We start from the raw sequence: 23998 nt of genomic DNA, 5'->3' as shown, positions 1-23998 counted from the left end.
TGCGGACGTGGTTAGCGAATCAGATTCACAGATTAGGCCGCGCGTGACCAGAGCGCGATGAGCGTGGCTGTCGCACAGCCCTTACTGGTCTTTCCGGCGCGGTCCCGCCAGCCTATGTACCGACCATGACCTGGACCGATCGCCTCGCACCGTCCCTGGACGACTTCGCCGCCCTGGCGCGAAAGGCGTTCGACGACCTGCCCGCCGACTTCCGCCGCCAGACCGGCGACGTCGTGTTCCGCATCGACGATTTCGCCTCCGAGGAGGTGCTGGACGATCTGGGCATCGAGGATCCGTTCGAGCTGACCGGCCTCTACCAGGGCGTCGACCTGGCCCGCCGCTCGCTGTTCGACCCCACGCCGCAGGCGTCGATGGTGTTTCTCTACCGCCGGCCGATCCTCGACGAATGGTGCGAGCGCGGCGACGTCACCCTGGGCGAGCTGATCGCGCACGTGCTGGTCCACGAGATAGGCCACCATTTCGGCCTGTCGGACGACGACATCCACCGCATCGAGGACGACGCATGAGTTCCGCCGACAGCCTGTTCGACGCCGAAGCCTGGCAGGGACGCATGGAGGCGCATTGGTTCGAGAGCGGCGTCCAGCTGGCGGAAGCGGGCAAGGTCGACCTGGTGGCCATCGAGGACGACGCCGTCACCGCCCACGTGACCGGCAGCGTCGGCGACCTCTATGTCGTCAGCTTGCGCGCCCCGGACGGCGAGGGCGCCTGCACCTGCCCGGGCTTCGAGAAGTTCGGGGCCTGCAAGCACCAGGCGGCCGTGGTGGTCGCCGCCAATCTGCTGGACACGACGGGCCGGGGCTATGTGCGCGATCGCCTGGCCCGCCTGCGCGACGGCCTGGCGCTGGAGAGCAAGGACGCCCTGATCGAGCGGATCGTCGAACTGGCCAAGCGCGACCCGAAGGTGCTGGCGTCGCTGGAAGGCTAGGCGGCGGCTCGACGGTTTATCGGGCGGCGGACCGCGGCCAGTAGGCCAGGGCCTGGGCCGCGATCGCGGCCTGGGTCCGGTTGTGAACGTTGAGCTTGCGCATCAGCGCGGTCATGTGCGCTTTGACCGTGGCCTCGGCGATGCCGAGGTCGAAAGCGATCTGCTTGTTGAGCAGGCCCGAATTGACGCCTTCCAGGACCTTCAGCTGGGTCGGCGTCAGTTCGTCGAACGCCGCCTCCAGATTCCGGTCGATAAAGCGGACTGCCGTCGTGGTCATTGCTGAACCCCTCTGCTTCATCCCTGCGCGGCCGTTTTGGACGGCGCAGCGCCCGGTTTCTTTTGTTCGCCGAGTGATGGTCGGTGAATCCGGGTCGCGTTCGTGATGGTAACGCTATCTGTTGGACAAGTTCAAGCGATTTGGCCGATGTGAGCGTGAACATTTCGATCTGTAGAGTTTCATCTCGAAACCTGTCATACAGGTTTGGCATACAGTGAGCCGAAAAAGGCTCGTCGCGAGCGAAGCGAAGCCGGCCTGTCCGGCGCCCGAAAGCGCCCTTGGAGGGTGGATGGCGCGCCGGCTTTCTATGCCGGGCGAATAGCGCGATGGTGGCGCCGTTCGAGTTGGAGACCGACGGATGAGCGAAGGCCGCCTAGCGGACAGGGCGTATACGGGCATCGTTGAGATGATCAACGCCGACGGATTGGCGGTCGGCGATCGTCTGCCTTCCGAGGCGCGCCTGGCGGAGATCTTCGGCATGTCGCGCACGATCGKGCGCGAGGCCCTCGTTCGGCTGGCCGCCGACGGCATCACCGAGGCCCGGCGCGGCGCCGGCTCGTTCGTGAAGAGCCGGCCCTCCGACAAGCTGGGCGCCTACATGCCCCTTTCCGAACTGCCGTCGACGATGGGCAGCTACGAGGTGCGCTTCGTGCTCGAGGCCGAGGCCGCGCGGCTGGCGGCGGTCCGACGCTCGGCCGAGGAGATGGCCAGCATCGAGGAAGGGCTTTCGAAATTGCGCGAGGCGCTGCTGTCGAACGCGCCCGCCCACGCCGAGGACATGGAGCTGCATCGCCGGATCGTGCTGGCGACGGCCAATCCCGCCTTCCTGGTCACCTTCGAGGCCCTGGAGGCCGATGTCGACCGGATCATGCGGGCGGGCGTCGACATCTCGCGATCGCGGCCGCCGGAAGTGATCGGCGAGATGATGCGCGAGCACGAGATGATCGTCGAAGCGATCCGCGCGCAGGACGGCGACAGCGCCGCCCTGGCCATGCGCTGGCATCTGTCGCGCGGTCGAAAACGCCTAATGCCCTGAGGCGCCCGCAGCGGCCCTGCGCGCGTCTTCCAGCCAAGCCTGGGCGATCTCGCAGAGCCGCTCGGGCGGGGCGGCGGCGTCGAGCGTGAAGACCGCCTCGTCGGCGCCGGGACGCTCCAGCGTGGCCAGCTGGCTCTCCAGCAGGCTGGCGGGCATGTAGTGGTCCGACCGGCTGGTGAGACGCCGCAGGAGCTCGTCGTGGCTGGCGTCCAGCATCACGAAGCGCGTGGGGGCGGCGATGGCGCCGCGCAGGCGCTCGCGATAGCTGCGTCTCAGCGCCGAGCAGGCCGCCACGACCCGCCCTCCCGACGTCAGGGCCTCGCCGACCGCCAACCCCAGGCGATCCAGCCAGGGCCAGCGGTCGTCGTCGTCGAGGGGCTGACCGGCGCTCATCTTGGCGATCGCGCGCGCGTCGTGGAAGTCGTCGCCTTCCAGGAACGGGCAGTCGAGCTTGTTCGCCAGCAGGGCGCCGAGCGTCGACTTTCCGCTCCCGCTCACGCCCATGGCGATGATGGCGAACCCGGCGGACGGGGCGAGGCGGGATGGCGACGGCAAGCGGTCTCCTTGGAAGGCGGCCGGCAGGGCGAAGGACCGACAGGCCGATCGCACGGTTGAAATCGGGTTCTACCGGGCCGCCGACAGGGCGTAACTACGACCATGGTCGAGGATGGCGGGCGGGCGGCGTTTCCTTATCGATAAGGGATTGCGACGAGGAGTAGCGGTATGAGAGCGGTCCTTCTGGCGGCGTTCCTGGTGGTTTCGACCCCAGCTCTGGCCTCGACCGGCTCCGTCCTGCTCACCGCGCCCGACGATCCCCGCGCCGTCACCGTCAAGGGCGTCGGCGACGGCCGCGCCGACGACACCGACGCGGTCCAGAAAGCCATCGACGCCGCGCGCGACAAGACCGGCCACGGCCTCGTCTTCCTGCCGTCGGGCCGCTATCGCCTGAGCCGCAGCATCCTGGTGCCGCCGGGCGTGCGCATCTTCGGCGTGGGCGCCACCCGGCCGGTGTTCGTGTTGGGACCCAACACGCCGGGCTTCCAGAAGGGCGTGGGCACGATGATCGTGTTCACGGGCGGCGACCAATACCAGGTCGGGGAGATCCCCGTGCCCGTACCGACGGTGGTGCCGTCGACCGTCAAGGTGCGCGACGCCAATTCCGGCACCTTCTATTCGGCCCTGAGCAATGTCGACGTCGAGATCGGCGCGGGCAATCCGGCGGCGGCGGCGGTGCGGTTCCGCATGGCCCAGCACGCCTTCCTCAGCCACATGGACTTCCGCCTGGGCTCGGCCTTCGCCGGGGTCTACCAGGCGGGCAACATCATGGAAGACGTCCACTTCCACGGCGGCCGCTACGGCATCGTCACCGAGAAGACCTCGCCGGCCTGGCAGTTCACCCTGGTCGACTCGACGTTCGACGGCCAGCGCGACGCGGCCATCCGCGAGCACGAGGTCGACCTGACCCTGGTCAACGTGGCGATCAAGAACACGCCGGTAGGCATCGAGATCGACCGCGGCTACAGCGACAGCCTGTGGGGCAAGAACGTCCGCTTCGAGAACGTCTCGAAAGCCGGCGTCGTGATCTCCGCCGAGGACAACGTCTTCACCCAGGTCGGCTTCGACAACGCGGTGGCCACCAACACCCCGGTGTTCGCCCGCTTCCGCGACAGCGGCAAGACGGTGGCCGGCAAGGGCCGCGCCTATCGGGTGGCCTCGTTCACCTACGGCCTGACACTGCCGGGTCTGGGCCAGATGGGCGAGTACAAGACCAACGTGGACCTTTCCCCGCTGCCGGGCCCGCCGGCGGCGCAGGCCCCGGCGATCCGCGCCCTGCCGCCGGTCGCCGACTGGGTCAACGTCAAGACCCTGGGCGTGAAGGGCGACAGCACGAGCGACGACACCGCCGCTCTGCAGAAGGCGATCGACACGCACCGCGTGCTCTATCTGCCGACCGGCTTCTACAAGGTCACCGACACCCTGAAGCTTCGGCCCGACACCGTGCTGGTCGGCCTGCATCCGGCCCTGACCCAGCTGGTGATCCCCGACGACAATCCGCGCCATGCCGGCGTCGGACCGGTGGCGCCCGTGCTGGAAACGCCCAAGGGCGGCGACAACATCCTTTCGGGGATCGGGGTGTTCACCGGCCGCGTCAACCCGCGCGCCTCGGCGCTGCTGTGGCGCTCGGGCGCGACCTCGCAGGTCACCGACCTCAAGATCATGGGCGGCGGCGGTACGCCCACCATGGACGGCAAGCCGCTGGGCGCGGCCCAGGCGCGCAGCGGCGATCCGGTGGCCGACGGCCGCTGGGACGGCCAGTACCCCAGCATCTGGGTGACCGATGGCGGCGGCGGCACGTTCGCCGACGTCTGGAGCCCCAACACCTTCGCCTCGGCCGGCTTCTACATTTCCGACACCAGCACGCCGGGCCACATCTACGAGGTCTCGGTCGAGCACCACGTGCGCAACGAGTTCGTGCTCGACAACGTCCAGAACTGGGAATTCCTGGCGCCCCAGACCGAGCAGGAGGTCGGCGACGGCCCCGACGCCGTCTCGCTTGAGGTCCGCAACTCGCGCAACATCCTGTTCGCCAACTATCACGGCTATCGGGTGACGCGGTCGTACCATCCCGCCGAAACGGCGGTGAAGCTGTTCAACTCGACCGACATCCGCTTCCGCAACGTCCACATCAACGCCGAGAGCGGCATCGCCCTCTGCGACCAGATCGGTTGCGGCACCTATCTGCGCGCCAGCAAGTTCCCGTTCGAGAACGCGATCCAGGACAAGACCCGCAAGCTGGAGGTCCGCGAGCGCGAATTCGCGGTGCTTGACGTAGTCGGCGAGGCCAAGCCGGCCGCCGCTGTGGAGGGCGACGACAAGGTCCGCAAGCTGGAGAGCGGCTTCTGGTCGATCTCCGGCGCGACCGTCGGCGCGGACGGCGCGCTCTATTTCGTCGAGAAGCGCTTCCAGCGGATCTATCGCTGGACGGCGGCCAAGGGCCTGGAAGTGGTGCGCGACCATTCGCTCGACCCCGTGAACCTGGCGGTCGACGCCTCGGGCAAGCTGCTGGTGGTGTCCTCGTACGGCCCGCAGGCCAGCGTCTATTCGATCGACCCGGACGGGCCCAAGGACGCGATGACGATGATCGCGCCCACGCCGGCGACCTCGCGGCCGGGCGCCAAGACGCTGCTGCCGGTCAACTGGTGGGTCAACGGCGAGTTCAGGGACCAGTACGATCCCGCGACCGACCATTTCACCACCCTGGCCGAGATGTTCGCCCGCGACGTCGCCGCGCCCAAGGCCCAGGCCTATGTGTCGCCCGACGGGAGCCTGTCGCTGCCGGCCTTCCGGGTGTGGCAGCAGGGACCGCCCGACCATGTCGGCTGGCGCTGGGCCGACAGCCTGCAGGCCAACGGGCTGATCGGCGGCGCGGTCGGCGAGCGGGTGTTCGTCACCAACGGGTCCGAGAACAAGACCTACAGCGGCCAGGTCGGGCCCGGCGGCACGCTGATCGACCTGAAGGTGTTCGCCAATCGCGGCGGCGAGAGCGTGGCGGTCGACGGCCAGGGCCGGGTGTTCGTCGCCAACGGCCAGATCTTCCAGTACGAGCCCGATGGTCGGCTGGCCGGTCGCATCGACTTGCCCGAGCGGCCGCTGCAGTTGATCTTCGGCGGCGAGGGCAAGCGCACCCTGTTCGTCCTGACCCATCACGCGCTGTACGCGGTGACGCCCTGACCAAGACCGTAGGTACGAAAAGGTTCGCCATGAAGAACTGGCTTCTCGCGCCGTGCGCGGCTCTGATCGCGTTGCTCGTGGCGGCGAGCGGACCATCGGACGTCCTGGCGGCGACTTCGGTCTCGGCCTTCGCCAAGGCGCCGGATGATCCGACCGCCGTCGTGGTGCGCGGCAAGGCTGACGGCCGCGCCGACGACAGCGCCGCGATCCAGGACGCGATCGACGCGGCGGCGGCCAAGGACGGCGGCGGTCTCGTCTTCCTGCCGTCGGGCCGCTACCGCATCAGCAAGACCTTGTTCCTCTGGCCGGGCGTGCGGGTGTTCGGGGTCGGCGCCACGCGCCCGCAGGTCCTGCTGGGCGATGCGACGCCGGGGTTCCAGAAGGGCTTGGCCAACATGGTGATCTTCGCCGGCGCCAAGCGCGATCCGGCGCGTCGCGTGCCGTTCCCGCCGCCGGGCAGCGTGCCGTTCGACAAGGACGTCGCCGACGCCAATCCCGGCACCTTCTACTCGGCGATGAGCAACATCGACTTCAAGATCGGCAAGGGCAATCCGGCCGCGACGGTGATCCGCTTCCACGCCGCCCAGCACGCCTATCTCAGCCACATGGAGTTCGACATCGGCTCGGGCCTGGCGGGCCTCCACCAGGTCGCCAACGCCGCCACGGACCTGCACTTCAAGGGCGGGCGCTACGGCATCCTGGCCGAGAAGACCTCGCCGGCCTGGGGCTTCGTGCTGATGGACTCGACGTTCGAGGGCCAGCGCGACGCCGCGATCCGCGAGCACGAGGCCGGCCTGACCCTGGTCAATGTCGCCATGCGCGACACCCCCGTGGGGATCGAGATCGACCGCGGCTACGGCGACTGGCAGTGGGGCAAGGACGTCCGCTTCGAGAACGTCTCCAAGGCCGCCGTCGTGATCTCCAACGAGAACAACGTCTACACCCAGGTGGGCTTCGAGAACGCCGTGGCCGCCAACACCCCGGTGTTCGCCCGCTTCCGCGACAGCGGCAAGACCGAGCCGGGCAAGGGGCGCGCCTACCGGGTCTCGTCGTTCACCCACGGTCTGACCCTGCCGGGCCTGGGCCAGATGGGCGCCTACAAGACGGACATGAAGGCCGAGACGATTCCTGGCCTGCCGGCCCGGCCCGCTCGCGCGATCCGAGCCCTGCCGTCCATGTCGGACTGGGTGAACGTGCGCACGCTGGGCGCCAAAGGAGACAACGCCGCCGACGACACCGCCGCCATCCAGAAGGCCATCGACACCCACAGGGTGGTCTATTTCCCGGCCGGCTTCTACCACGTCACCGACACGCTGAAGCTGCGGCCGGACACGGTGCTGGTCGGCCTGCACCCCAGCCTCACCCAGATCGTGCTGCCCGACCGCACGCCCGGTTATCAGGGCGTCGGCGCCCCCAAGGCGCTGGTCGCGTCGGCGGCGGGCGGCGACGCCGTCGTCTCGGGGCTGGGCCTCAACACCGGCGGGATCAATCCGCGCGCCACGGCCCTGCTGTGGACCGCCGGCGCCAGTTCGCTGGTCGACGACGTCAAGTTCCAGGGCGGCCACGGCACCAACCTCTACGACGGCACGCGGGTCGTTCCCTACAACGCCAACGGCACGGCCGACTCCGATCCGGCCAAGCGCTGGGCGGGCCAGTATCCCAGCCTCTGGGTGACCAACGGCGGCGGCGGGACCTTCGCCAACATCTGGAGCCCCAGCACCTACGCCTATTCCGGCATCTACGTGTCCGACACCCAGACGCCCGGCCGTATCTACCAGGCCTCGGTCGAGCACCACGTGCGCACCGAGATCAGCCTCAACCGGGTCGCCAACTGGGAGCTCCTGGCCCCGCAGACCGAGGAGGAGGCCGGCGAGGGCGAGGACACCGTCTCGCTGGAGATCCGCGACTCCCACGACATCCTGGTGGCCAACTATCACGGCTACCGCGTCACCCGGACCCGCAAGCCGGCGTCGGCGGCCGTCAGGGTCTACAATTCGCGCGACATCCGCTTCCGCAACGTGGCGGTGAACGGCGAGAGCGGCGTGGGGACCTGCGACGAGAACGGCTGCACGACTTTCCTGCGCCTGACCAAGTACCCCTACGAGAACGCGATCCTGGATGTCACCAGCGGGCTGGAGACGCGCGAGCGCCAGTTCGCGGTGCTGGACCTGACCGGCGATCCAAAGCCGGTCACGCCCTCGACCTTCCCCGCCGGCGCGCGGGTGGAGAAGCTGGGCGACGGCTTCTATTCGCTGGGCGGCGGGGCCGTGGACGCGGCCGGAACGCTGTACTTCACCGACCGCCGCCACCAGCGCATCTACAGCTGGTCGGACCAGCGCAAGCTGTCGATCGTCCGCGACAACACCCTGGATCCGATCAACCTGGCCGTCGACGGCTCGGGGAACCTGCTGGTGCTGTCGTCGGACGGCCGCAACGGCACGGTCTACAGCTTCAAGCCCGGCAGTCCCGACAGCGAGGTCACGGTGATCCCGGCGACGCCGGCGGCCGACTCCGCGGACACGGCGACCGTTCTACCGGTCAACTGGTGGAAGAACGGCGAGTTCGAGGATCAGCTGGACCTGGAGACCTACCAGTTCACCACCCTGGCCGAGATGTTCGCGCGCGACATGGCGCTGCCGAAGCCCCAGCAATACGTCTCGCCCGACGGCAGCCTGGTCTTGCCGGCCTATAGGGTCATCCAGCAGGGACCGCCCGACTATCGCGGACTGCGCTTCTCCGACGCGCTCGACACCTACGGCTTCACCACGGCCAGGCCGGGTCAGAGGGTGTTCGTCGCCAACAGCTCGGAGAACAAGACCTATAGCGGCCTGGTCGGAAACCAGGGCGCGATCACCGACCTGAAAGTCTTCGCCAACCGGGGCGGCGAGAGCGTCGCGACGGACGGGGAGGGACGCGTCTACGTCGCCAACGGCCAGGTCTTCGTCTACGCCCCGGATGGGCGGGAGCTGGGGCGTATCGACGTCCCCGAGCGGCCGCTGCAGCTGGTGTTCGGCGGGCCCGGCAAGCGGACCTTGTTCGTCCTGACCCATCACGCGCTCTACGCGGTGCGGCCCGAATAGATCCAGGACAACGCCGTCGACCGGCCGACCGAAAAGGCGCGAAAGCGCCTTCGAAGTCGGCTGCGTGGATCCCCGGACCGTCCGACGTACGACCATGGTCGTAATGGTTCGCGACCCCTTTGTCTGACAGCTTCCAGGAAGGCCATCGTCGGGTGGGCTCAACGAAAATGGGAGGCAGCGGGATGAGTGCTGGAGGTCGTGTACGGGGGGGATCGCCCTTTTTGAGCGCGTTGTTCGCAACGAGCGCGGTGGCGTTGATGGCGGCGGCCGGCGCGGCCGGCGCCCAGACGGCGCAGCCCTCGCCTGCGCCGGGGGCGTCCGACCCCACGGCGTTGACCGAGATCATCGTCACCGGCTCTCGGATCCGGTCCAGCGGGTTCACCGCGCCGACGCCGACCCAGGCCCTTGGCCAGGCCGACCTCGAGCGCAACGCCGAGCCGAACGTCTTCACGACGATCGCCCAATTGCCCTCCTTGCAGGGGTCGACGGGCGCGACGACGGGCACGTTCAGCACGTCGAGCGGCTCGCAAGGCCTGAGCTCGTTCTCGCTGCGCGGCCTGGGCACCATCCGGACCCTGACCCTGCTGGACGGCCAGCGCGTGGTCCCGGCCAACATCACCGGCGTTCCCGACATCAGCCTGTTCCCGCAGCTTCTGGTCCAGCGGGTCGACGTCGTGACCGGCGGCGCCTCGGCGTCCTACGGCTCCGACGCGGTCGGCGGCGTGGTCAACTTCATCACCGACAAGCGCTTCGAAGGCTTCAAGGCCAATGTCTCCGCCGGGGTCACGACCTATGGCGACAATGAGCAGTTCCTGCTGCAGCTGGCGGGCGGCAAGGCCTTCCTGAACGATCGCCTGCACGTGCAGGTCAGCGCCGAATACGACGAGGAGGAAGGCGTTCCCGCCGGCGGCTTCGGCGAGGACGCGCCCGGCAGCCGTGACTGGTACACGACCGCCACCCTGGTCAATCGTGGCATCACCAACGACGGCTCGCCGCAATACCTCTACCGCGAGCACGCCCAAGCCTATCAGTACACCAAGTACGGCCTGATCAGCGCCGGGCCGCTGCAGGGCACCGCCTTCGACAAGAACGGCAACCCGTTCCAGTTCCAGTATGGCTCCAACGGCGTGCCGTCCAAGGCCGCCAACGGCGCGGTCAGCAACTGCTACTCGAACGGCGGCTTCTGCATCGGCGGCGACCTGTCGGGCAACGTCGGCGTCGGCACGTCGCTGCAGTCCGAAATCACGCGGATGAACAGCTACGGCCGCGTCGCCTACGACATCGACGACAACAACGAGATCTACGGAACGCTGAACATCGCGCGCGTCGAATCCGCTAACCAGCCCAATCCGGGTGGGGCGACGACGGGCCTGACGATGCAGTGCTCCAACCCCTACCTGCCGGCGTCGGTCGTGACGGCCTGCGCCAACGCCGGCATCACCCAGTTCACGTTCGGCACCAGTAATGCGCTGCTGCCCAGGAACATCTCGGTGCATCCGACGCGGACCCAGTATCGCGGCGTGATCGGCGCCGACGGCAAGTTCGCCGCCTTCGGCACGGACTGGCACTATGACGCCTACTACACGCACGGCGAGAACACGACGAACATCCACGTCAACGACATCATGCTGAACCCGCGGTATCGGCTGGCCATCCAGGCGACCACGCTGAACGGCCAGATCGTCTGCGTCGACGCGACCGCCCGCGCCAACGGGTGCCAACCGATCAACGTCTTCGGCGGTCAGACGCCCAGCGACGCGGCCCTGGCCTACATCACCCCGAAGAACGGCCCGTATCAGCACTCGGTCCAGAAGCAGGACGTCGCCAGCATCAACTTCAGCGGCGAGCCCATCCAGGGCTGGGCCGGCCCGGTGGCGCTGGCCTTCGGCGCCGAGTACCGCCGCGAGCAGTACCATGTGCAAGGCGACCCCTACGGCGACGGTTCGGCTGCCTCGCCCTACACCGCAGACTATCCGGCCGACCCGGCTCTAAATACGGCTGGCAACAACTGGTTCGCGGGCAACTATCACTCCGGCGCCGGCAAATACAGCGTCAAGGAGGCCTACGCGGAAGTGAACTTGCCGCTGGTGGACTCCGACGCCGCCGGCAAGGCCAACCTGAACATGGCCGGCCGCTGGACCGACTACAGCACCTCGGGCACCGTCTATACCTGGAAGGTCGGCGGCACCTGGGACACGCCGGTCGACGGAATCCGCCTGCGGGCGGTGACCTCGCGCGACGTGCGAGCCCCCAACCTGTCGGAGCTGTTCGCCGCGCCGGTCACGACCACGCTGCCCAACTTCACCATTCCCTCGAACGGCACGCCCCCAGCGGGCCAGCCCGCGGGACCAGGCGCGCTGACGCTCTTCCAGAACGTGATCGGCAACCCGAACCTGAAACCGGAAATCGCCAAGAACTTCACGCTCGGCGTCGTCCTGGCGAACCCGAAGTGGCTGCCGGGCTTCAGCGCCTCCGTCGACTGGTACAACATCGTGCTGAACGGCGGCATCTCCAGCCTCAGCGCTCAGCAGGTGGTCAACTTCTGCTATTCGGGTCTGACGCAGTACTGCGGCGGCTTCAACCTCAACCCGGGCGCCCCCTTCGTGAACGCCCAGGTGTTCAACCTGGCCTCGATCAAGACCAGCGGTTTCGACATCGAGGCCAGCTACCGCTTCGACCTGCCCAGCGTGCCGGGCCAATTCGATCTGCGCGCCCTGGCGACCAACACCCACAAGTTCGTCACCAATCAAGGCTTCCCCGGCGGCTCCGTTGTCGATACCGCGGGCCAGAACTCCGGCAACACGCCGGACTGGAAGGTTCTCGCCGTCCAGACCTGGACCTCGGACCGGTTCATGCTCAGCCTGCAGGAGCGCTGGTTCAGCGACGGCGTCATCGGCGGCCAGTACATCGAGTGCGCCGCCGGCAGCTGTCCGGTGGGGAGATCCTCAGCCGATAACAACAACTATCCGACGATCGACTACAACCAGATGAAGGGCGCGACCTATGTCGACGTCAGCGGCTCCTACGAGATCAAGGATGGGCTGACGGCCTATTTCAAGGTCGCCAACCTGTTCAACAAGGACCCGACGCCGTCGCCGCAGACCAACACCGGTCTGGACGCCAACCCGGCGCTCTACGACCTGCTGGGCCGGTTCTACCACGTCGGCCTGCGCTACAGCTTCTAACTTGAGCCGCCTCTTCCACCTCCCCCTGGGCGGCGCCGCCCGGGTCGGTCCGGCTGATCGCCGGCCCGATCCGGGCGCATTTTTCTGGCCAGGCGATCCATGCCTTGGACAGGACTTGATCCTGGGGCGCGCGGCGCTTGCGTTCGCGGGCGCGCCGCGTCCCTATTGCCCCACGTCGGAGGTGAAGCTCCGACGATCGGACCAATACCTCGCCGCCGCATCGCCGGCGGACCTTCAGCGGGCTATCCATTGATCAGGCCGGACCGCGCCCGGGGCGCCACCATTGTCGATGTCGCGCGACTGGCGGGCGTCTCGCGCATGACGGTGTCGCGAGTGATCAACGACGGGGACAAGGTCCGGGAAGAGACGCGCCTGGCGGTCCTGGCCGCCATCCGCGAGCTGCACTACGCGCCCAATCTCGCGGCCCGCAATCTGGTCATGGCCGGCGAACTGCGGATCGCGGTGATCTATTCCAATCCCAGCGCCGCCTTCATGAGCGACTTCCTGATCGGCGTGTTCGAAGAGGCCACCAGCGCCGGCGCCCGGCTGATCCTGGTGCGGGGCGAAAACGGCCAGATCCCGGCGCCGCAGGAGCTGCGGCGGCTGCTGGGGTCGGGCGTCCACGGCGTGGTCCTGGCGCCGCCGCTGGGCGAGTCCGCCGTCGTGCGCGACATCCTGCGCGCCGCCGACCTGCCCGTCGCGGTGGTCGCCGCTGGCCGTCCGCCGACCGACGCCATCAACGTCCGCATCGACGACCGCCAGGCCAGCCAGGCCATGGCCGAGCACTTGCTGGACCTTGGCCACCGACGGATCGGCTTCATCGCCGGCAACCCCGACCAGACCGCCAGCGGCGAGCGCATCGAGGGCGCCCGCGCGGCGGTCGCCGCGGTCGCGGGAGCCGAACTAGTCCTGGCCCGGGGCGCCTTCACCTACGCTTCGGGCCTGCGCGCCGCCGAGCAGCTGCTCGACGCCGACCCGCCGCCCACCGCGATCTTCGCCAGCAACGACGACATGGCCGCCGCGGCCGTGTCGGTGGCCCATCGCCGACACCTCGACGTGCCGGGCGACCTGACCGTGGTCGGGTTCGACGACACGACCGTGGCCACCACGCTCTGGCCGCCACTGACCACCATCCGCCAGCCGGTGCGGCAGATGGCGGCCGTGGCCCTGGATCGGCTGATGCGCGTCCTGCGATCGACCGAGCCGTCGGCCGAAGCTTCCGCCGACTACGTCCTGGGCCACGCCTTGATCGAGCGCGAGTCCACCGCGCCGCCCCGACACGTCACCCAGATTTCGGGCGTGAAAGCCCGCGAGAGGTCATCGCATGCCTGATCCGTCCCCCGACATGGAACGCGCGACCGTCGGGCGGGTGACGCGTCACCTGATGCCGTTGTTCTGCGTGATGTACCTGATCGCCTATATCGATCGGCAGAACGTGTCGTACGCCAAGCTCGACATGGTCCAGGCCCTGGGCCTCAGCGAGGCGGCCTACGGCCTGGGCGCGTCGCTGTTCTTCATCGGCTATTTCCTGTTCGAGGCGCCGTCGAACCTGATCCTGGCCCGGGTGGGCGCGCGGGTCTGGTTCACGCGGATCATGTTCACCTGGGGCCTGGTCACCCTGGCGCTGGGCTTCACCCAGAACGCGGCGATGTTCTACGTCCTGCGGTTCCTGCTGGGGGTCACCGAGGCGGGCTTCTTCCCTGGCGTGCTCTACGTGCTGACCCTCTGGTACCCGCAGGCCCATCGCGGGCGGATGGTGGGCCTGTTCATGATCGCCAGCGCCGTGGCCAACGCCGTCGGGGCGGCCGTGGGCGGCCTGCTGCTGGACCTGGACGGCACGCTGGGCCTGGCGGGCTGGCAATGGGTGTTCCTGGTCACCGGCGTTCCGGCCGTGCTGCTGGCGCCCTACGTCCTGTGGCGCCTGCCGGACGGTCCGACCCAGGCCCGGTGGCTGCCGCAGGTCGAAAAGGATTGGCTGGCCGGCGTCCTCAACGCGGAGCGGGGCGGGGTGGTCGACGATCATCGCGGCGCCTGGAAGGCGATCTTCGATCCGCGCGTGCTGCTGCTGGCGGGCCTCTATATCGGCATGCCGCTGGGCGCCTATGGCCTGAGCTACTGGCTGCCGACCATCGTCAAGTCGTTCGGCGTCTCCAACACCGTCAACGGGCTGATCAACATCATCCCCTGGCTTCTGGTCGCCGTGGCCCTGTGGTTCGTGCCCCGCCACGCCGCGCGCCACGGCGCCAGCGCCTGGCACATCGCCGGACCCGTCCTGGTGGGCGCGGCCGCCTTGATCCTGAGCGTGGTCCTGCCTGGCGCGGCCCTGAAGTTCGCCATGCTGTGCATCGCCGCGCCGGCGATCTTCTCGGCCCAGCCGGTGTTCTGGAGCCTGCCGCCCAGCTTCCTCAGCGGACCGCGCGCGGCCGCCGGCATCGCGGCGATCAACGCGATCGGCAATCTGGGCGGCTTCATCGCCCAGAACCTGGTGCCGATGGTGCGCGACGCGACGGGCAGCAACCTCGCGCCGATGCTTGCCCTGGCCGCCGTGTTGATGGTGACCGCCGTGCTGATCTTCTACGCCATGGCCCAGCTGGAGAAGGCGCGAGCGACCAGCGGGTGACCATCGCCCGGCCGGCTAGGCGTTCGGTTTTCATTAGCCCTCACCCGCCCAGCACCTCGTCCACCCAGGCCGGCACGACCTCGGTCGCCGGACCGTAGCGGCGTTCGTCGAAGGCTCTCGCATTGTCCGAGGGTTCGAGGTTCAGCTCGCAGGTCCGGATGCCCAGCCGCCGCGCCTGGGCCACGAGACCGGCGGCCGGATAGACCGCGCCCGAGGTGCCGATCGAGACGAACAGGTCGGACTCCTCCAGGGCGTCGTCGATCTCGTCCATGAACAGGGGGACCTCGCCGAACCAGACCACGTGCGGCCGCGCCGTGCCGACGATGCGGCAGGCCGGGCAGGCGCTGTCGGCGCTCAAGGGCTCGGCGTCCGGCCAGGTCGCGCCGCAGTCGTGGCAGCGCGTCATCCGCAACTGGCCGTGCATGTGGACCACGTCGACGCAGCCGCCCTGCTCGTGCAGGTCGTCGACGTTCTGGGTGCACAGGAACAGGCGTCCGCCGCGCGCCGCCAGACCCGCCTGCAGTCGCGCCAGGGCCGCGTGCGCGGCGTTGGGCGCGGCGTTGGCCAGGTTGGCCCGGCGGGCGTTGTAGAAGGCCCGCACCTTGGCCGGGTCGCGGGCGAAGCCCTCGGGCGTGGCCACCTCCGACAGGTCGTACTGGGTCCAGATCCCGCGGTGTCGCGGAAGGTGCCCAGGCCGCTCTCGGCCGAGATCCCGGCGCCGGTCAGGACGAAGACGTTGAGTCCCATGGTCGTGCTTTCCCCCGGCCCTTCGGGCGTTCTTGCGAACCTGACGCAGTCGTCACTTTTAATTTGACCCCATCGGCTCTTTGAGTTGACAGTGTTTAGATAGGAAAGAGACCCGCGTTAGACGGATCCTGTCCAGACCCATTGGCGAGGAGCCCCCCGTGACGGACAAGAACATCACCAAGGACGCCATGTACGACGCGGTGGCGCCGGACGACTTCGAGTCGATGCTCGAACTGGACCGTTACAACAACCGCTCCACGGCTTTCGACAAGATCATTTCCGCGACCCACGACCACTTCTGGGACCCGCTGGACAAGGCCTATATCGACTACGACGAGCCGTTCGACATGGAGAACCAGGCCCTGGTTCCCGAGGACCTCGTGATCGCCCTGTCGACCGACTACGTCTCCAACCACCTCAGCGATCCCAAGCAGCGCATCCGCTTCATCAACCAGTCGGTGCTGCGCAGCTTCTCGTCGATCCTGCACGGCGAGCAGGGCGCGCTGAACCTGTCGGCCAGCCTTTGCCATGTGCTCAAGGACCAGGGCGCCCAGGAATACGCCGCCAACCAGACCCGCGAAGAGGCCCGCCACGTCACGGCCTTCGCCAAGTACATCAAGGCGCGCTGGGGCAAGCCGGTGGAATGTGGGCCGGCTCTGAAGACCCTGCTGGTCGAGATCATCGGCGCGCCCGAGGTCTACAAGAAGATCATCGGCATGCAGATGCTGGTCGAGGGCCTGGCCATGGGCGCCTTCGCCACCTTCTACAATCAGATCAATGACCCGCTGGGCAAGAAGATGCTGCAGCTGGTGATGACCGACGAGGCCTTCCACCACAAGTTCGGGAAGATCTGGGCCGACCGCACGGTGCCCAAGCTGACTCCCGAGGAGCACGCGATCATCGAGGACTGGGCGGCGCACTGCTTCCAGACCCTGCTGTTCAACCTCGTTTCGCCGCACCAGCAGCTGGACCTCTACGCCGAGTTCGGCCTGGATCCCGACAAGGTGGTCGAGGAGTACGGGAAGATCATGACCGACGACCTGCGTCGGGAGAACATGAAGGAGCAGACCAACATCTTCCGGGTGCTGGTCAAGACGCTGCTGAACGCCGGCATCATCACCGACCGCACCAAGGCCTTCTACGCCATGTACGTCGACATCGACGAACTGCGGGGCGAGGGCGATCGGATGGTCGGCGACGACATCGCCGAGGAGGGCATCCGCCACCTGCAGGCCATCAACTTCAAGGACCGCGCCACGCCGGTGACCATCGCCGCCGAATAGGCCTGTCGTTCAGAACTCGGAGCGCCCCGCCAGGGAACCTTGGCGGGGCGCTTTGCGTTTCTGGCGCCTTGTGGGGCAAGGTGGCGACATGCGAATTCTCTCGATCCTCCTCGCCGCGAGCCTGCTCGCGATACAGACCCCCGGCCTGGCCCTCGCGGCCGCTCAGCCGCCGTCGAAGCCGATCGCCGCCAGCTTCTACAGCGGCAAATGGTACGAGATCGCCCGCACCCCCAACAGCGGCCAGCGCGACTGCGAGGCGCCGACCACGGAGTTCACCGGCAAGGGTGAAAAGGGCTTCTCCGCGCGCCAGATCTGCCGCAAGGGCTCGCCCTCGGGCGCGGCCAAGACCTTCAACACCACGGGCGCGATCGTCGCCGGCACCCAGAACGCCAAGTTCAAGATGAGCTTTTTGGGCGGGCTGAAGAAGCAGGAATACTGGGTGCTGGACCGGGCCGACGACCAGTCCTGGGCGATCATGGCCACCCCCGGCGGCAACTATGTCTGGCTGCTGTCGCGCAAGGCGGTGATGAGCCCCGCCGACAAGGCGCAGGCCCTGGAGCGGGTGAAGGCCCTGGGCTACGCCAAGCTGGAATATCCGCAGCAGCCGCCGGCCTGATGCGCCGCGTTCCGGGCCTGCTCGCCGCCGTCGTCCTGACCGCGATCGCGGTCGCCGCCTGCGTGGGCGGACCCAGCGGCAATCGCAATCCGCCGCAGCCGGCCAAGGCCGTCGACCTCGATCGCTATGCCGGCCTCTGGTACGAGGCGGCGCGCTACGACATGCGGTTCGAGAAGGGCTGCGACGGTGTGACGGCCGAATATTCCAAGCGGCCCGACGGGCTGATCCGGGTGGTCAACACCTGCCACGAGGGCGGGCCGACCGGACCGGTCAAGGTCAGCGAGGGCAAGGCCAAGGTCGCGGACCTCGCCACCCGGGCCAAGCTGAAGGTCTCGTTCTTCGGTCCGTTCTTCCTCGGCGACTACTGGGTGCTGGACCACGCCGACGACTACAGCTGGTCGATCGTCGGCGAAGGCTCGGGCCGATACCTGTGGCTCCTGACCCGCACGCCGCCCACGCCCGCCGAGCTCAGGGCCCTGATCGATCGCGCCAAGGCCATGGGCTACGACACCGCGATGCTGCGGGTGACGAAGCACGCCGCGACCTGAAGAGGTCGAAGTCACTGCTTGACCGTGGCATGCTGCCGAGATGATGGATCGATCGACAGAGAAGCTCGTCGTCTTTGCGGTGCTTGGATTCCTGCACGCCCTGAAGGAGGGCAAAGCCCACCCAGACGAAGTGTTTCGGGTGTTGGGCAGCCTGCAGTGCTTTCGCGGATGAAGGCCGCTGGAGTGCGGACAGAGCTCATCGATTTGGTGGACGGCCTCGACGAGCTGGAATTCCTACGCGGGGCCGAAGGCCACGAGGTCTGGCGCAAGGCGGTGACTGAGGGGATCGAAACCTGCGAGCTGCTGTTGGCCGCGTCGGGCGAACCAGATCCCAAGTCTGACAAGCCCTTGATGCATCTGTTTTCGTCGCAGACGAACGAGAGCCGCCTGAGGGACTCGATTGCGCAACTCGATGCTGGGCAAGGCGGCGAACGGGACCTGATCGAGCCGTAGAGAGGCGTGCATGTCGCGTTCGCGACTGACCTCTTGATCCACGAACAAAGCTGGAACAAAGTTCCGGCATGGACGTCGTCATCGATCTTCGGCCTTCGCGGCCCGAGACCACCGGCCTGGTGACCCGCGGGGCCGGGCGGTTCCTGGTTTCGCTGGGCTATGCGCCCCTGGCCGAGGTCACGCTGCCCAACGGTCGTCGGGCGGACCTGATGGCGCTCGGCCCCAAGGGCGACATCCTGATCGTCGAGGTGAAGTCGGGGCTGGAAGATTTCCGGGTCGACCGCAAATGGCCCGAATACGCGCCCTACTGCGACGCCTTCTATTTCTCGGTGTCGCCGGACTTTCCGGAAGGGATCCTGCCCGAGGAGCCGGGCCTGATCGTCGCCGACGGCTTTGGCGGGGCTGTCGTCCGCGAGGCGCCGGTCGCGCCCCTGGCCCCGGCGCGGCGCAAGGCGCTGACCCTGGCCTTCGCCCGGCTGGCCGCCTTGCGCGCCGCCGGCGTCAACGCCGAGCGGCTGACGCTCTAAAGCGCTTTCGAGCGAAGTGGCGACCGGTTCGCGTGAAGAAAACGCGTCAAAGCAAGGACGGCGCTCAACGGTCGAAATTACGGGCCAGGAGGAAGCCGAACACCAGGCCGGCCACGAAGGTCCCGACCGCCAGGGCGACGGGGCGCTCTTCGGCGACAATGTGGGCCGCCTTGGCCTTTTCGATGCTCCAGGTCTTGCCGACCTCGGCCTTTTCGGCGGCGAAGGTCCGGGCGACCTCGGTCTTCTCGGCCACGGTCTCGACCGCCTTCTCGACGGCGGCCTTGGCGCGCTTGACGCCTTCCTTGGCCGTGGTCTTGGCGGAGGCCTTGGGGGCCGGGGTCTTGATCGTGAAGTCGGTCATGCGAAATCCTGCGGATGGAGGCGCCGACCATCGTAACACGTCGCGCCGCGAAACGTTTCCTTGCCCAGGTGCGGATCTAGTTGTCGCGCACCACCTTCAGCACCGCCTCGCCATAGCGATCGAGCTTGCCCTGGCCCACGCCGCCGGCCTTGGCCAAGGCGCCGGCCGTGGCCGGACGGGCGGCGGCGATCTCGGCCAGGGTGGCGTCGTGGAAGATGACGTAGGGCGGCACGTGCTGCAGCGCCGCCTCCTCGCGACGCCAGCTGCGCAGGGCCTCGAACAGCGCCTGGTCCTCGAGCGGCACGGTCAGGGCCTGGCGCTTGCGGGCGGTCTTGCCGGCGCCTGAACGCCCAGGACCGTCGGCGGTGGCCGGCTGCTGGCGCAGCGAGACCGGCCGTTCGCCGCGATAGACCTGGCGCACGCCCTCGCCGTCGCCCAGACCGATCAGCGGCCGGCCGTCGTTGGGGTCCTCGCGCAGCAGGCCCTCGAACACCAGGGTGTCGATCAGGTCGCGCCAGCCCTGGGGGCTGAACTCCTTGCCGATCCCGAAGGTCGACATGGTCGCCTCGGCCTGGGTGACGTCCTTGGTCTTGCCCAGCAGGTGGTCGACCAGGCGGCCCCGTCCGAACCGCCCGCCCATCCGATGGGCGGCCGACAGGGCCTTCTGCGCGGCCTGCGTGGCGTCGACGCCGGTGGGCGGCGAGATGCAGATGTCGCAGACCCCGCAGCGCTCGACCCCCTCCTCGCCGAAATAGCGGCGGACGGCGGCGGCGCGGCAGGTGACGCCTTCCAGCATGGCGTAGAACTGGCGCAGCTTGCGCAGCTGCACGGCCTTGACCTCGTCGGGCGCGCTCTGCGCCTCGATGCGGCGCACGGCCCAGGCCAGGTCGGCCGAGCTGTAGAGCGTGATCCCCTCGGCCGGCTGGCGGTCGCGGCCGGCCCGGCCGATCTCCTGCCAGTAGGCCTCGATGGCGGCTGGCGGGTCGGCGTGGATCACGAAGCGGACGTCGGGCTTGTCGACCCCCATGCCGAAGGCGATAGTCGCGACCATCACCGCCTCTTCGGCCTCGAGGAACTCCTCCAGGCGGCGGGCGCGCACGGCCTTGTCGAGGCCCGCGTGATAGGCCAGGGCCGGGATGCCCTCGGCGATCAGCTTCTCGGCCAGCTTCTCGGTGCTGTCCCGGCTGCCGGCGTAGACGACGCCGGCCCGGTTGGGGCGCTCGGTGACCAGTTCGATGACCCGGTCGTGGCCCTTGCCCTTCTTGCGCTCGGCGTTCAGGGCCAGCTCGTGGCGGGCGAAGCTGTCGACGAACTCGGCCGCGCCCTGCAGACGCAGTTCGGCGCGGATGTCGTCGCGGGTCCGGGCGTCGGCGGTGGCGGTGACGGCCAGGCGCGGGGCGTGGGGGAAGACCTCGGCCAGACGGCCCAGCATGCGGTATTCGGGCCGGAAGTCGTGGCCCCACTGGCTGACGCAGTGGGCCTCGTCGACGGCGACCAGCGACAGGGGCAGGCGTGACAGCCGCTCCAGCATCGACGGCTGCATCAGGCCTTCTGGCGACAAGTACAGCAGGTCCAGCACCCCGGCGTCGATCCGCCGCCAGATCTCGGCGCGCTCGCCCGGCAGGGTGTTGCTGTCCAGGCGCTCGGCGGCGACGCCCGCCTGCTGCAAGCCCGCCACCTGGTCGGCCATCAGGGCGATCAGCGGCGAGACCACCAGGCCCAGGCCCGGGCGGACCAGGGCGGGGATCTGATAGCACAGGCTCTTGCCGCCGCCGGTCGGCAGCACGGCCAGGGCGCTGCGCCCTTCCAGCAACTCGCCGATCACCCCGGCCTGCAGGCCCCGGAAGTCCGAGTGGCCGAACGTGCGGCGCAGCACCTCGCGCGCCGCCTCGAGCGAAGGAGCGGGTCGGTCTTGGGCGGAATCAGGAAGGTCGTACACGGGCGTCTTTTGACAGTGCTCGGACCCCAGGCCAAGCGCGGCGCCACGATCTGGCCCCGGAATTCGGCTTGAAAGCGGACATCGGCTTCATGGGCCCTGCAAATGGGGTCTTCACCGTCTCGGCGGTGCGACCGGAAGCTGAAACGAAACATGAACACGCGGGACGCGCAAGGGCGATGAGGGGCCGTTCATCTCTCGTCAATCTTGTCGCGCGTTTTGTGGGCTTCGGCTAAACGGATTTCGGCGCGACCCCGGGACATCCGCGCCTTTCGGGACTTCGACTTTCGAGACAGGGACGACATGGCCAACGGCGCCTTCGGCGGGAACAAGCCGGCGAGACCTCAGCGCACGCCTCTCCAGGCGCTGCTCTACTGGACGGTCGTGCTCGGCGTCTGGGGCCTGATCTTCGTCGTCGCCTTCTTCGCGGTGTTCGCCAGCGACCTGCCCGACACCTCCAAGCTGTACGACGTCAAGCGCCAGCCCTCGATCAACTATCTGGACCGGTCCGGGGCCTTGCTGGCCGTGCGCGGCAGCCAGTACGCGCCGCCGGTCGACCTGGACGCCCTGCCCGAATACGTGCCCGCCGCCTTCGTGGCGATCGAGGACCGGCAGTTCTACCACCACATCGGCTTCAACCCCTGGGGCATCGCCCGCTCGCTGATCTGGAACATGACCCACGAGGGCGGGCCGCAGCGCGGCGGCTCGACCATCACCCAGCAGCTGGCCAAGAACCTGTTCCTCAGCCCGGCCCAGAACTATCGCCGCAAAGCCCAGGAGCTGATCCTGGCCGTCTGGCTGGAGCTGAAGTTCAGCAAGAAGCAGATCCTGGCCCTCTACATGAACCGGGTCTATTTCGGGGCCGGCGCCTATGGGATCGAGGCCGCCTCGCAGCGCTATTTCAACAAGCCCGCCTCGCAGCTGACCGTCGGCGAGGCCGCCCTGCTGGCCGGCCTGATGAAGGCGCCCGCCCGCTATTCGCCGGTCTCGGCCAGCGACCGCGCCGCCCGCCGCGCCACCATCGTCCTGGACGAGATGGTGCGGATGAAGGCCATCACCGCCGAGCAGCGCGACGAGGCGTTCCGCGAGCCGGTCCGCGTCTCGGCCACCCTGGCCAACCAGCGCGCCCAGTACTTCACCGACTATGTCGACGCCCAGGTGCGCTCGCTGGTCGGCGAGCCGACCGAGGACCTGGTGGTCGAAACCACCTTGGACCTGCCGATCCAGGTGGCCGCTGAGCGTTCGGTGCAGCTCGGGGTCGAGGGCCACAAGGCCCAGGGCGTCCAGCAGGCGGCGCTCGTCGCCATCGACGGCGAAGGCCGCATCCGCGCCTATGTCGGCGGCGCGGACTATGGCGAGACCCAGTTCGACCGCGCCACCAGCGCCCGCCGCCAGGCCGGCTCGGCCTTCAAGCCGTTCGTCTACCTGACCGCCATGGACCAGGGCCGCAATCCCAGCGTCATGGTCGTCGACGAGCCGGTGAAGATCGGCAACTGGGAGCCCAAGAACTACACCAACAAGTACCTGGGCCCGATGACCCTGCAGACGGCCCTGGCCCAGTCGATCAACACGGTCGCCGCGCGCCTGGCCAGCGAGGTCGGCACCAGCAACGTCGCCGCCACCGCCCGTCGCCTGGGGATCACCAGCAAGATCCAGCTGGACCCGTCGATGGCCCTGGGCGCGGTCGAGGTCTCGCCGATGGAGATGGCGCAGGCCTACGCCCCGTTCTCGAACGGCGGCTTCCTGGCCAAGGGCTACGGCATCGAGCGCATCCGCACGACCAGCGGCAAGGTCCTGTACGACCATAGCGTCGACAAGACCCAGCGCCCGGCCGTGATCGGCTCGCCGTCGCTGCAGTACATGAACCAGATGATGCGCCAGGTCGTGGCCGGCGGCACGGGCACGCGGGCCAAGGTCGCGGGCTACGACATCGCCGGCAAGACCGGCACCACCAGCGATTACCGCGACGCCTGGTTCGTCGGCTACACGGGCGGCTTCGTCACCGCGGTGTGGACCGGCAAGGACGACAACACCTCGATGAAGCGGGTCACCGGCGGCGGCGCCCCGGCCGAGATCTGGAAGACCTTCATGTCCGCGGCCCTGCCGCGTCTGAAGGCCACCCCGATCCCCGGCGGCGTGATCGAACCCCCGCCCCCGGCGACCGACGACCCGATCGGCGACATCCTGACCGGACCGACGGGACCCGAAGGCCCGGCGGCCGAGACGCCGGCTCCAGGGACGCCGGCGCCGGAGCAGCTGCCTTACTGATCCTAGGCCCTCCCCCTGTGGGGGAGGCGGCCGAAGGCCGGTGGGGGGAGTTGTAGGGTCGTTCGATCCGGATTGTGGTCACCTTCCGATCCCTCCCCCCTCCGTCGGCTGCGCCGACACCTCCCCCACAGGGGGAGGACCTAACTGGCACGGCTTCGCCGCTTCACGCGGATCGCCGCTGAAGGTGTGGAAAGGGTCGCGGAGCGCCGGACGACGTCCGGAGTGTTTGAAGCAAATACCGTTTCGACGAAGCCGACCGCTCCGCGCCATCGTTATCCGCCAGCATCCGGTGGGCAGCCCTGTTGAGGCTTAGCCGGACCCGGTCCCGGTCGTTTCCAACCAGTCCCAGCCGCCGAGGGCGCGGGCCAATGGGCAATACACGC

At 68.4% G+C, this 23998-nt stretch carries 18 protein-coding genes and 1 pseudogene; 14 read left to right on the top strand and 5 right to left on the bottom strand.

Translation table 11 applies throughout. From position 1 onward, the window contains the following. Positions 1 to 125 precede the first annotated feature (125 nt). The gene (locus AC1DYP_RS09410; protein WP_477046100.1) at positions 126 to 527 is read left to right on the top strand and encodes a metallopeptidase family protein; all 402 of its coding nucleotides are present in this window, start codon (positions 126 to 128) and stop codon (positions 525 to 527) included. Then, the gene (locus AC1DYP_RS09405) at positions 524 to 946 is read left to right on the top strand and encodes an SWIM zinc finger family protein (protein WP_477046099.1); all 423 of its coding nucleotides are present in this window, start codon (positions 524 to 526) and stop codon (positions 944 to 946) included. The genes AC1DYP_RS09410 and AC1DYP_RS09405 overlap by 4 nt, the downstream gene beginning before the upstream one ends. Before the next feature lie 16 nt (positions 947 to 962). Here AC1DYP_RS09405 and AC1DYP_RS09400 read toward each other — a convergent pair whose 3' ends face one another. After that, positions 963 to 1223: a helix-turn-helix domain-containing protein gene (locus AC1DYP_RS09400; protein ID WP_477033761.1), complete on the bottom strand. Its 261-nt coding sequence runs from the start codon at positions 1221 to 1223 to the stop codon at positions 963 to 965. A gap of 358 nt (positions 1224 to 1581) precedes the next feature. Between AC1DYP_RS09400 and AC1DYP_RS09395 the strand changes: the two genes are divergently transcribed. Then, positions 1582 to 2259, top strand: a complete 678-nt coding sequence (locus AC1DYP_RS09395) for a FadR/GntR family transcriptional regulator (protein ID WP_477046098.1) — start codon at positions 1582 to 1584, stop codon at positions 2257 to 2259. On the opposite strand, the gene AC1DYP_RS09390 is transcribed toward AC1DYP_RS09395, so the two are convergent. Then, positions 2248 to 2814, bottom strand: coding sequence for a gluconokinase (locus AC1DYP_RS09390; protein ID WP_477046097.1), 567 nt, complete (start codon positions 2812 to 2814; stop codon positions 2248 to 2250). The two genes, AC1DYP_RS09395 and AC1DYP_RS09390, sit on opposite strands and share 12 nt — an antisense overlap. Positions 2815 to 2982: 168 nt before the next feature. Between AC1DYP_RS09390 and AC1DYP_RS09385 the strand changes: the two genes are divergently transcribed. The 5 genes from AC1DYP_RS09385 (at position 2983) to AC1DYP_RS09365 (ending at position 14876) form a co-directional block, all read left to right on the top strand. Next, positions 2983 to 5991 carry a glycosyl hydrolase family 28-related protein gene (locus AC1DYP_RS09385; protein ID WP_477046096.1) on the top strand — a complete coding sequence of 1003 codons (3009 nt, stop codon included), beginning with the start codon at positions 2983 to 2985 and terminating at the stop codon, positions 5989 to 5991. Positions 5992 to 6020: 29 nt separating this feature from the next. Continuing rightward, positions 6021 to 9071, top strand: a complete 3051-nt coding sequence (locus AC1DYP_RS09380; RefSeq protein WP_477046095.1) for a glycosyl hydrolase family 28-related protein — start codon at positions 6021 to 6023, stop codon at positions 9069 to 9071. 182 nt (positions 9072 to 9253) lie between these two features. Continuing rightward, a complete protein-coding gene (locus AC1DYP_RS09375; RefSeq protein WP_477046094.1) occupies positions 9254 to 12256 on the top strand; it encodes a TonB-dependent receptor plug domain-containing protein in 3003 nt (1000 codons plus the stop codon). Between the two features lie 249 nt (positions 12257 to 12505). After that, positions 12506 to 13588, top strand: a complete 1083-nt coding sequence (locus tag AC1DYP_RS09370) for a LacI family DNA-binding transcriptional regulator (RefSeq protein ID WP_477046093.1) — start codon at positions 12506 to 12508, stop codon at positions 13586 to 13588. After that, complete coding sequence (locus AC1DYP_RS09365; RefSeq protein WP_477046092.1) at positions 13581 to 14876, top strand: MFS transporter; 1296 nt, start codon at positions 13581 to 13583, stop codon at positions 14874 to 14876. The genes AC1DYP_RS09370 and AC1DYP_RS09365 overlap by 8 nt, the downstream gene beginning before the upstream one ends. Positions 14877 to 14916: 40 nt before the next feature. On the opposite strand, the pseudogene AC1DYP_RS09360 reads toward AC1DYP_RS09365, so the two are convergent. Beyond that, positions 14917 to 15623, bottom strand: a pseudogene (locus AC1DYP_RS09360) (NAD-dependent deacylase). A gap of 158 nt (positions 15624 to 15781) precedes the next feature. Between AC1DYP_RS09360 and AC1DYP_RS09355 the strand changes: the two are divergent. The 5 genes from AC1DYP_RS09355 to mmcB all read left to right on the top strand — a co-directional run bounded on the left by AC1DYP_RS09355 (position 15782) and on the right by mmcB (position 19050). Further along, a complete protein-coding gene (locus tag AC1DYP_RS09355) occupies positions 15782 to 16906 on the top strand; it encodes a ferritin-like domain-containing protein (protein WP_477033752.1) in 1125 nt (374 codons plus the stop codon). Between the two features lie 88 nt (positions 16907 to 16994). After that, complete coding sequence (locus tag AC1DYP_RS09350) at positions 16995 to 17522, top strand: lipocalin family protein (protein ID WP_477046091.1); 528 nt, start codon at positions 16995 to 16997, stop codon at positions 17520 to 17522. After that, a complete protein-coding gene (locus AC1DYP_RS09345) occupies positions 17522 to 18070 on the top strand; it encodes a lipocalin family protein (protein WP_477046090.1) in 549 nt (182 codons plus the stop codon). Before AC1DYP_RS09350 ends, AC1DYP_RS09345 begins: the two co-directional genes overlap by 1 nt. A 207-nt stretch (positions 18071 to 18277) precedes the next feature. Then, complete coding sequence (locus AC1DYP_RS09340) at positions 18278 to 18523, top strand: type II toxin-antitoxin system Phd/YefM family antitoxin (RefSeq protein WP_477046089.1); 246 nt, start codon at positions 18278 to 18280, stop codon at positions 18521 to 18523. A gap of 68 nt (positions 18524 to 18591) precedes the next feature. Then, on the top strand, positions 18592 to 19050 hold the full coding sequence (gene mmcB, locus AC1DYP_RS09335) for a DNA repair putative endonuclease MmcB (RefSeq protein ID WP_477033748.1): 459 nt from the start codon (positions 18592 to 18594) through the stop codon (positions 19048 to 19050). Positions 19051 to 19114: 64 nt separating this feature from the next. Here the strand turns inward: mmcB and AC1DYP_RS09330 are convergent, their stop codons facing one another. Together AC1DYP_RS09330 and recQ are read right to left on the bottom strand one after the other, a co-directional pair. Further along, the gene (locus tag AC1DYP_RS09330; protein ID WP_477033747.1) at positions 19115 to 19411 is read right to left on the bottom strand and encodes a hypothetical protein; all 297 of its coding nucleotides are present in this window, start codon (positions 19409 to 19411) and stop codon (positions 19115 to 19117) included. A 76-nt stretch (positions 19412 to 19487) separates the two neighbouring features. Then, the gene (gene recQ, locus AC1DYP_RS09325; RefSeq protein WP_477046088.1) at positions 19488 to 21350 is read right to left on the bottom strand and encodes a DNA helicase RecQ; all 1863 of its coding nucleotides are present in this window, start codon (positions 21348 to 21350) and stop codon (positions 19488 to 19490) included. A gap of 300 nt (positions 21351 to 21650) precedes the next feature. Between recQ and AC1DYP_RS09320 the strand changes: the two genes are divergently transcribed. After that, positions 21651 to 23615, top strand: a complete 1965-nt coding sequence (locus AC1DYP_RS09320) for a transglycosylase domain-containing protein (RefSeq protein ID WP_477046087.1) — start codon at positions 21651 to 21653, stop codon at positions 23613 to 23615. Positions 23616 to 23998 lie beyond the last annotated feature (383 nt).

The organism is Caulobacter sp. P1_D6 (assembly GCF_056406095.1).
The sequence above is the reverse complement of the archived record's forward strand: the minus strand, read 5'-3'. Positions and strand labels throughout refer to the sequence as shown.

Bases quoted from the DNA above. Each gene is read 5' to 3' on its own strand.
- AC1DYP_RS09350 (WP_477046091.1), top strand. From the start codon at position 16,995: ATGCGAATTCTCTCGATCCTCCTCGCCGCGAGCCTGCTCGCGATACAG.
- AC1DYP_RS09375 (WP_477046094.1), top strand. From the start codon at position 9,254: ATGAGTGCTGGAGGTCGTGTACGGGGGGGATCGCCCTTTTTGAGCGCG.
- AC1DYP_RS09320 (WP_477046087.1), top strand. From the start codon at position 21,651: ATGGCCAACGGCGCCTTCGGCGGGAACAAGCCGGCGAGACCTCAGCGC.
- AC1DYP_RS09365 (WP_477046092.1), top strand. From the start codon at position 13,581: ATGCCTGATCCGTCCCCCGACATGGAACGCGCGACCGTCGGGCGGGTG.
- AC1DYP_RS09405 (WP_477046099.1), top strand. From the start codon at position 524: ATGAGTTCCGCCGACAGCCTGTTCGACGCCGAAGCCTGGCAGGGACGC.
- AC1DYP_RS09345 (WP_477046090.1), top strand. From the start codon at position 17,522: ATGCGCCGCGTTCCGGGCCTGCTCGCCGCCGTCGTCCTGACCGCGATC.
- mmcB (WP_477033748.1), top strand. From the start codon at position 18,592: ATGGACGTCGTCATCGATCTTCGGCCTTCGCGGCCCGAGACCACCGGC.
- AC1DYP_RS09385 (WP_477046096.1), top strand. From the start codon at position 2,983: ATGAGAGCGGTCCTTCTGGCGGCGTTCCTGGTGGTTTCGACCCCAGCT.
- AC1DYP_RS09380 (WP_477046095.1), top strand. From the start codon at position 6,021: ATGAAGAACTGGCTTCTCGCGCCGTGCGCGGCTCTGATCGCGTTGCTC.
- AC1DYP_RS09410 (WP_477046100.1), top strand. From the start codon at position 126: ATGACCTGGACCGATCGCCTCGCACCGTCCCTGGACGACTTCGCCGCC.
- AC1DYP_RS09400 (WP_477033761.1), bottom strand. From the start codon at position 1,223: ATGACCACGACGGCAGTCCGCTTTATCGACCGGAATCTGGAGGCGGCG.
- AC1DYP_RS09330 (WP_477033747.1), bottom strand. From the start codon at position 19,411: ATGACCGACTTCACGATCAAGACCCCGGCCCCCAAGGCCTCCGCCAAG.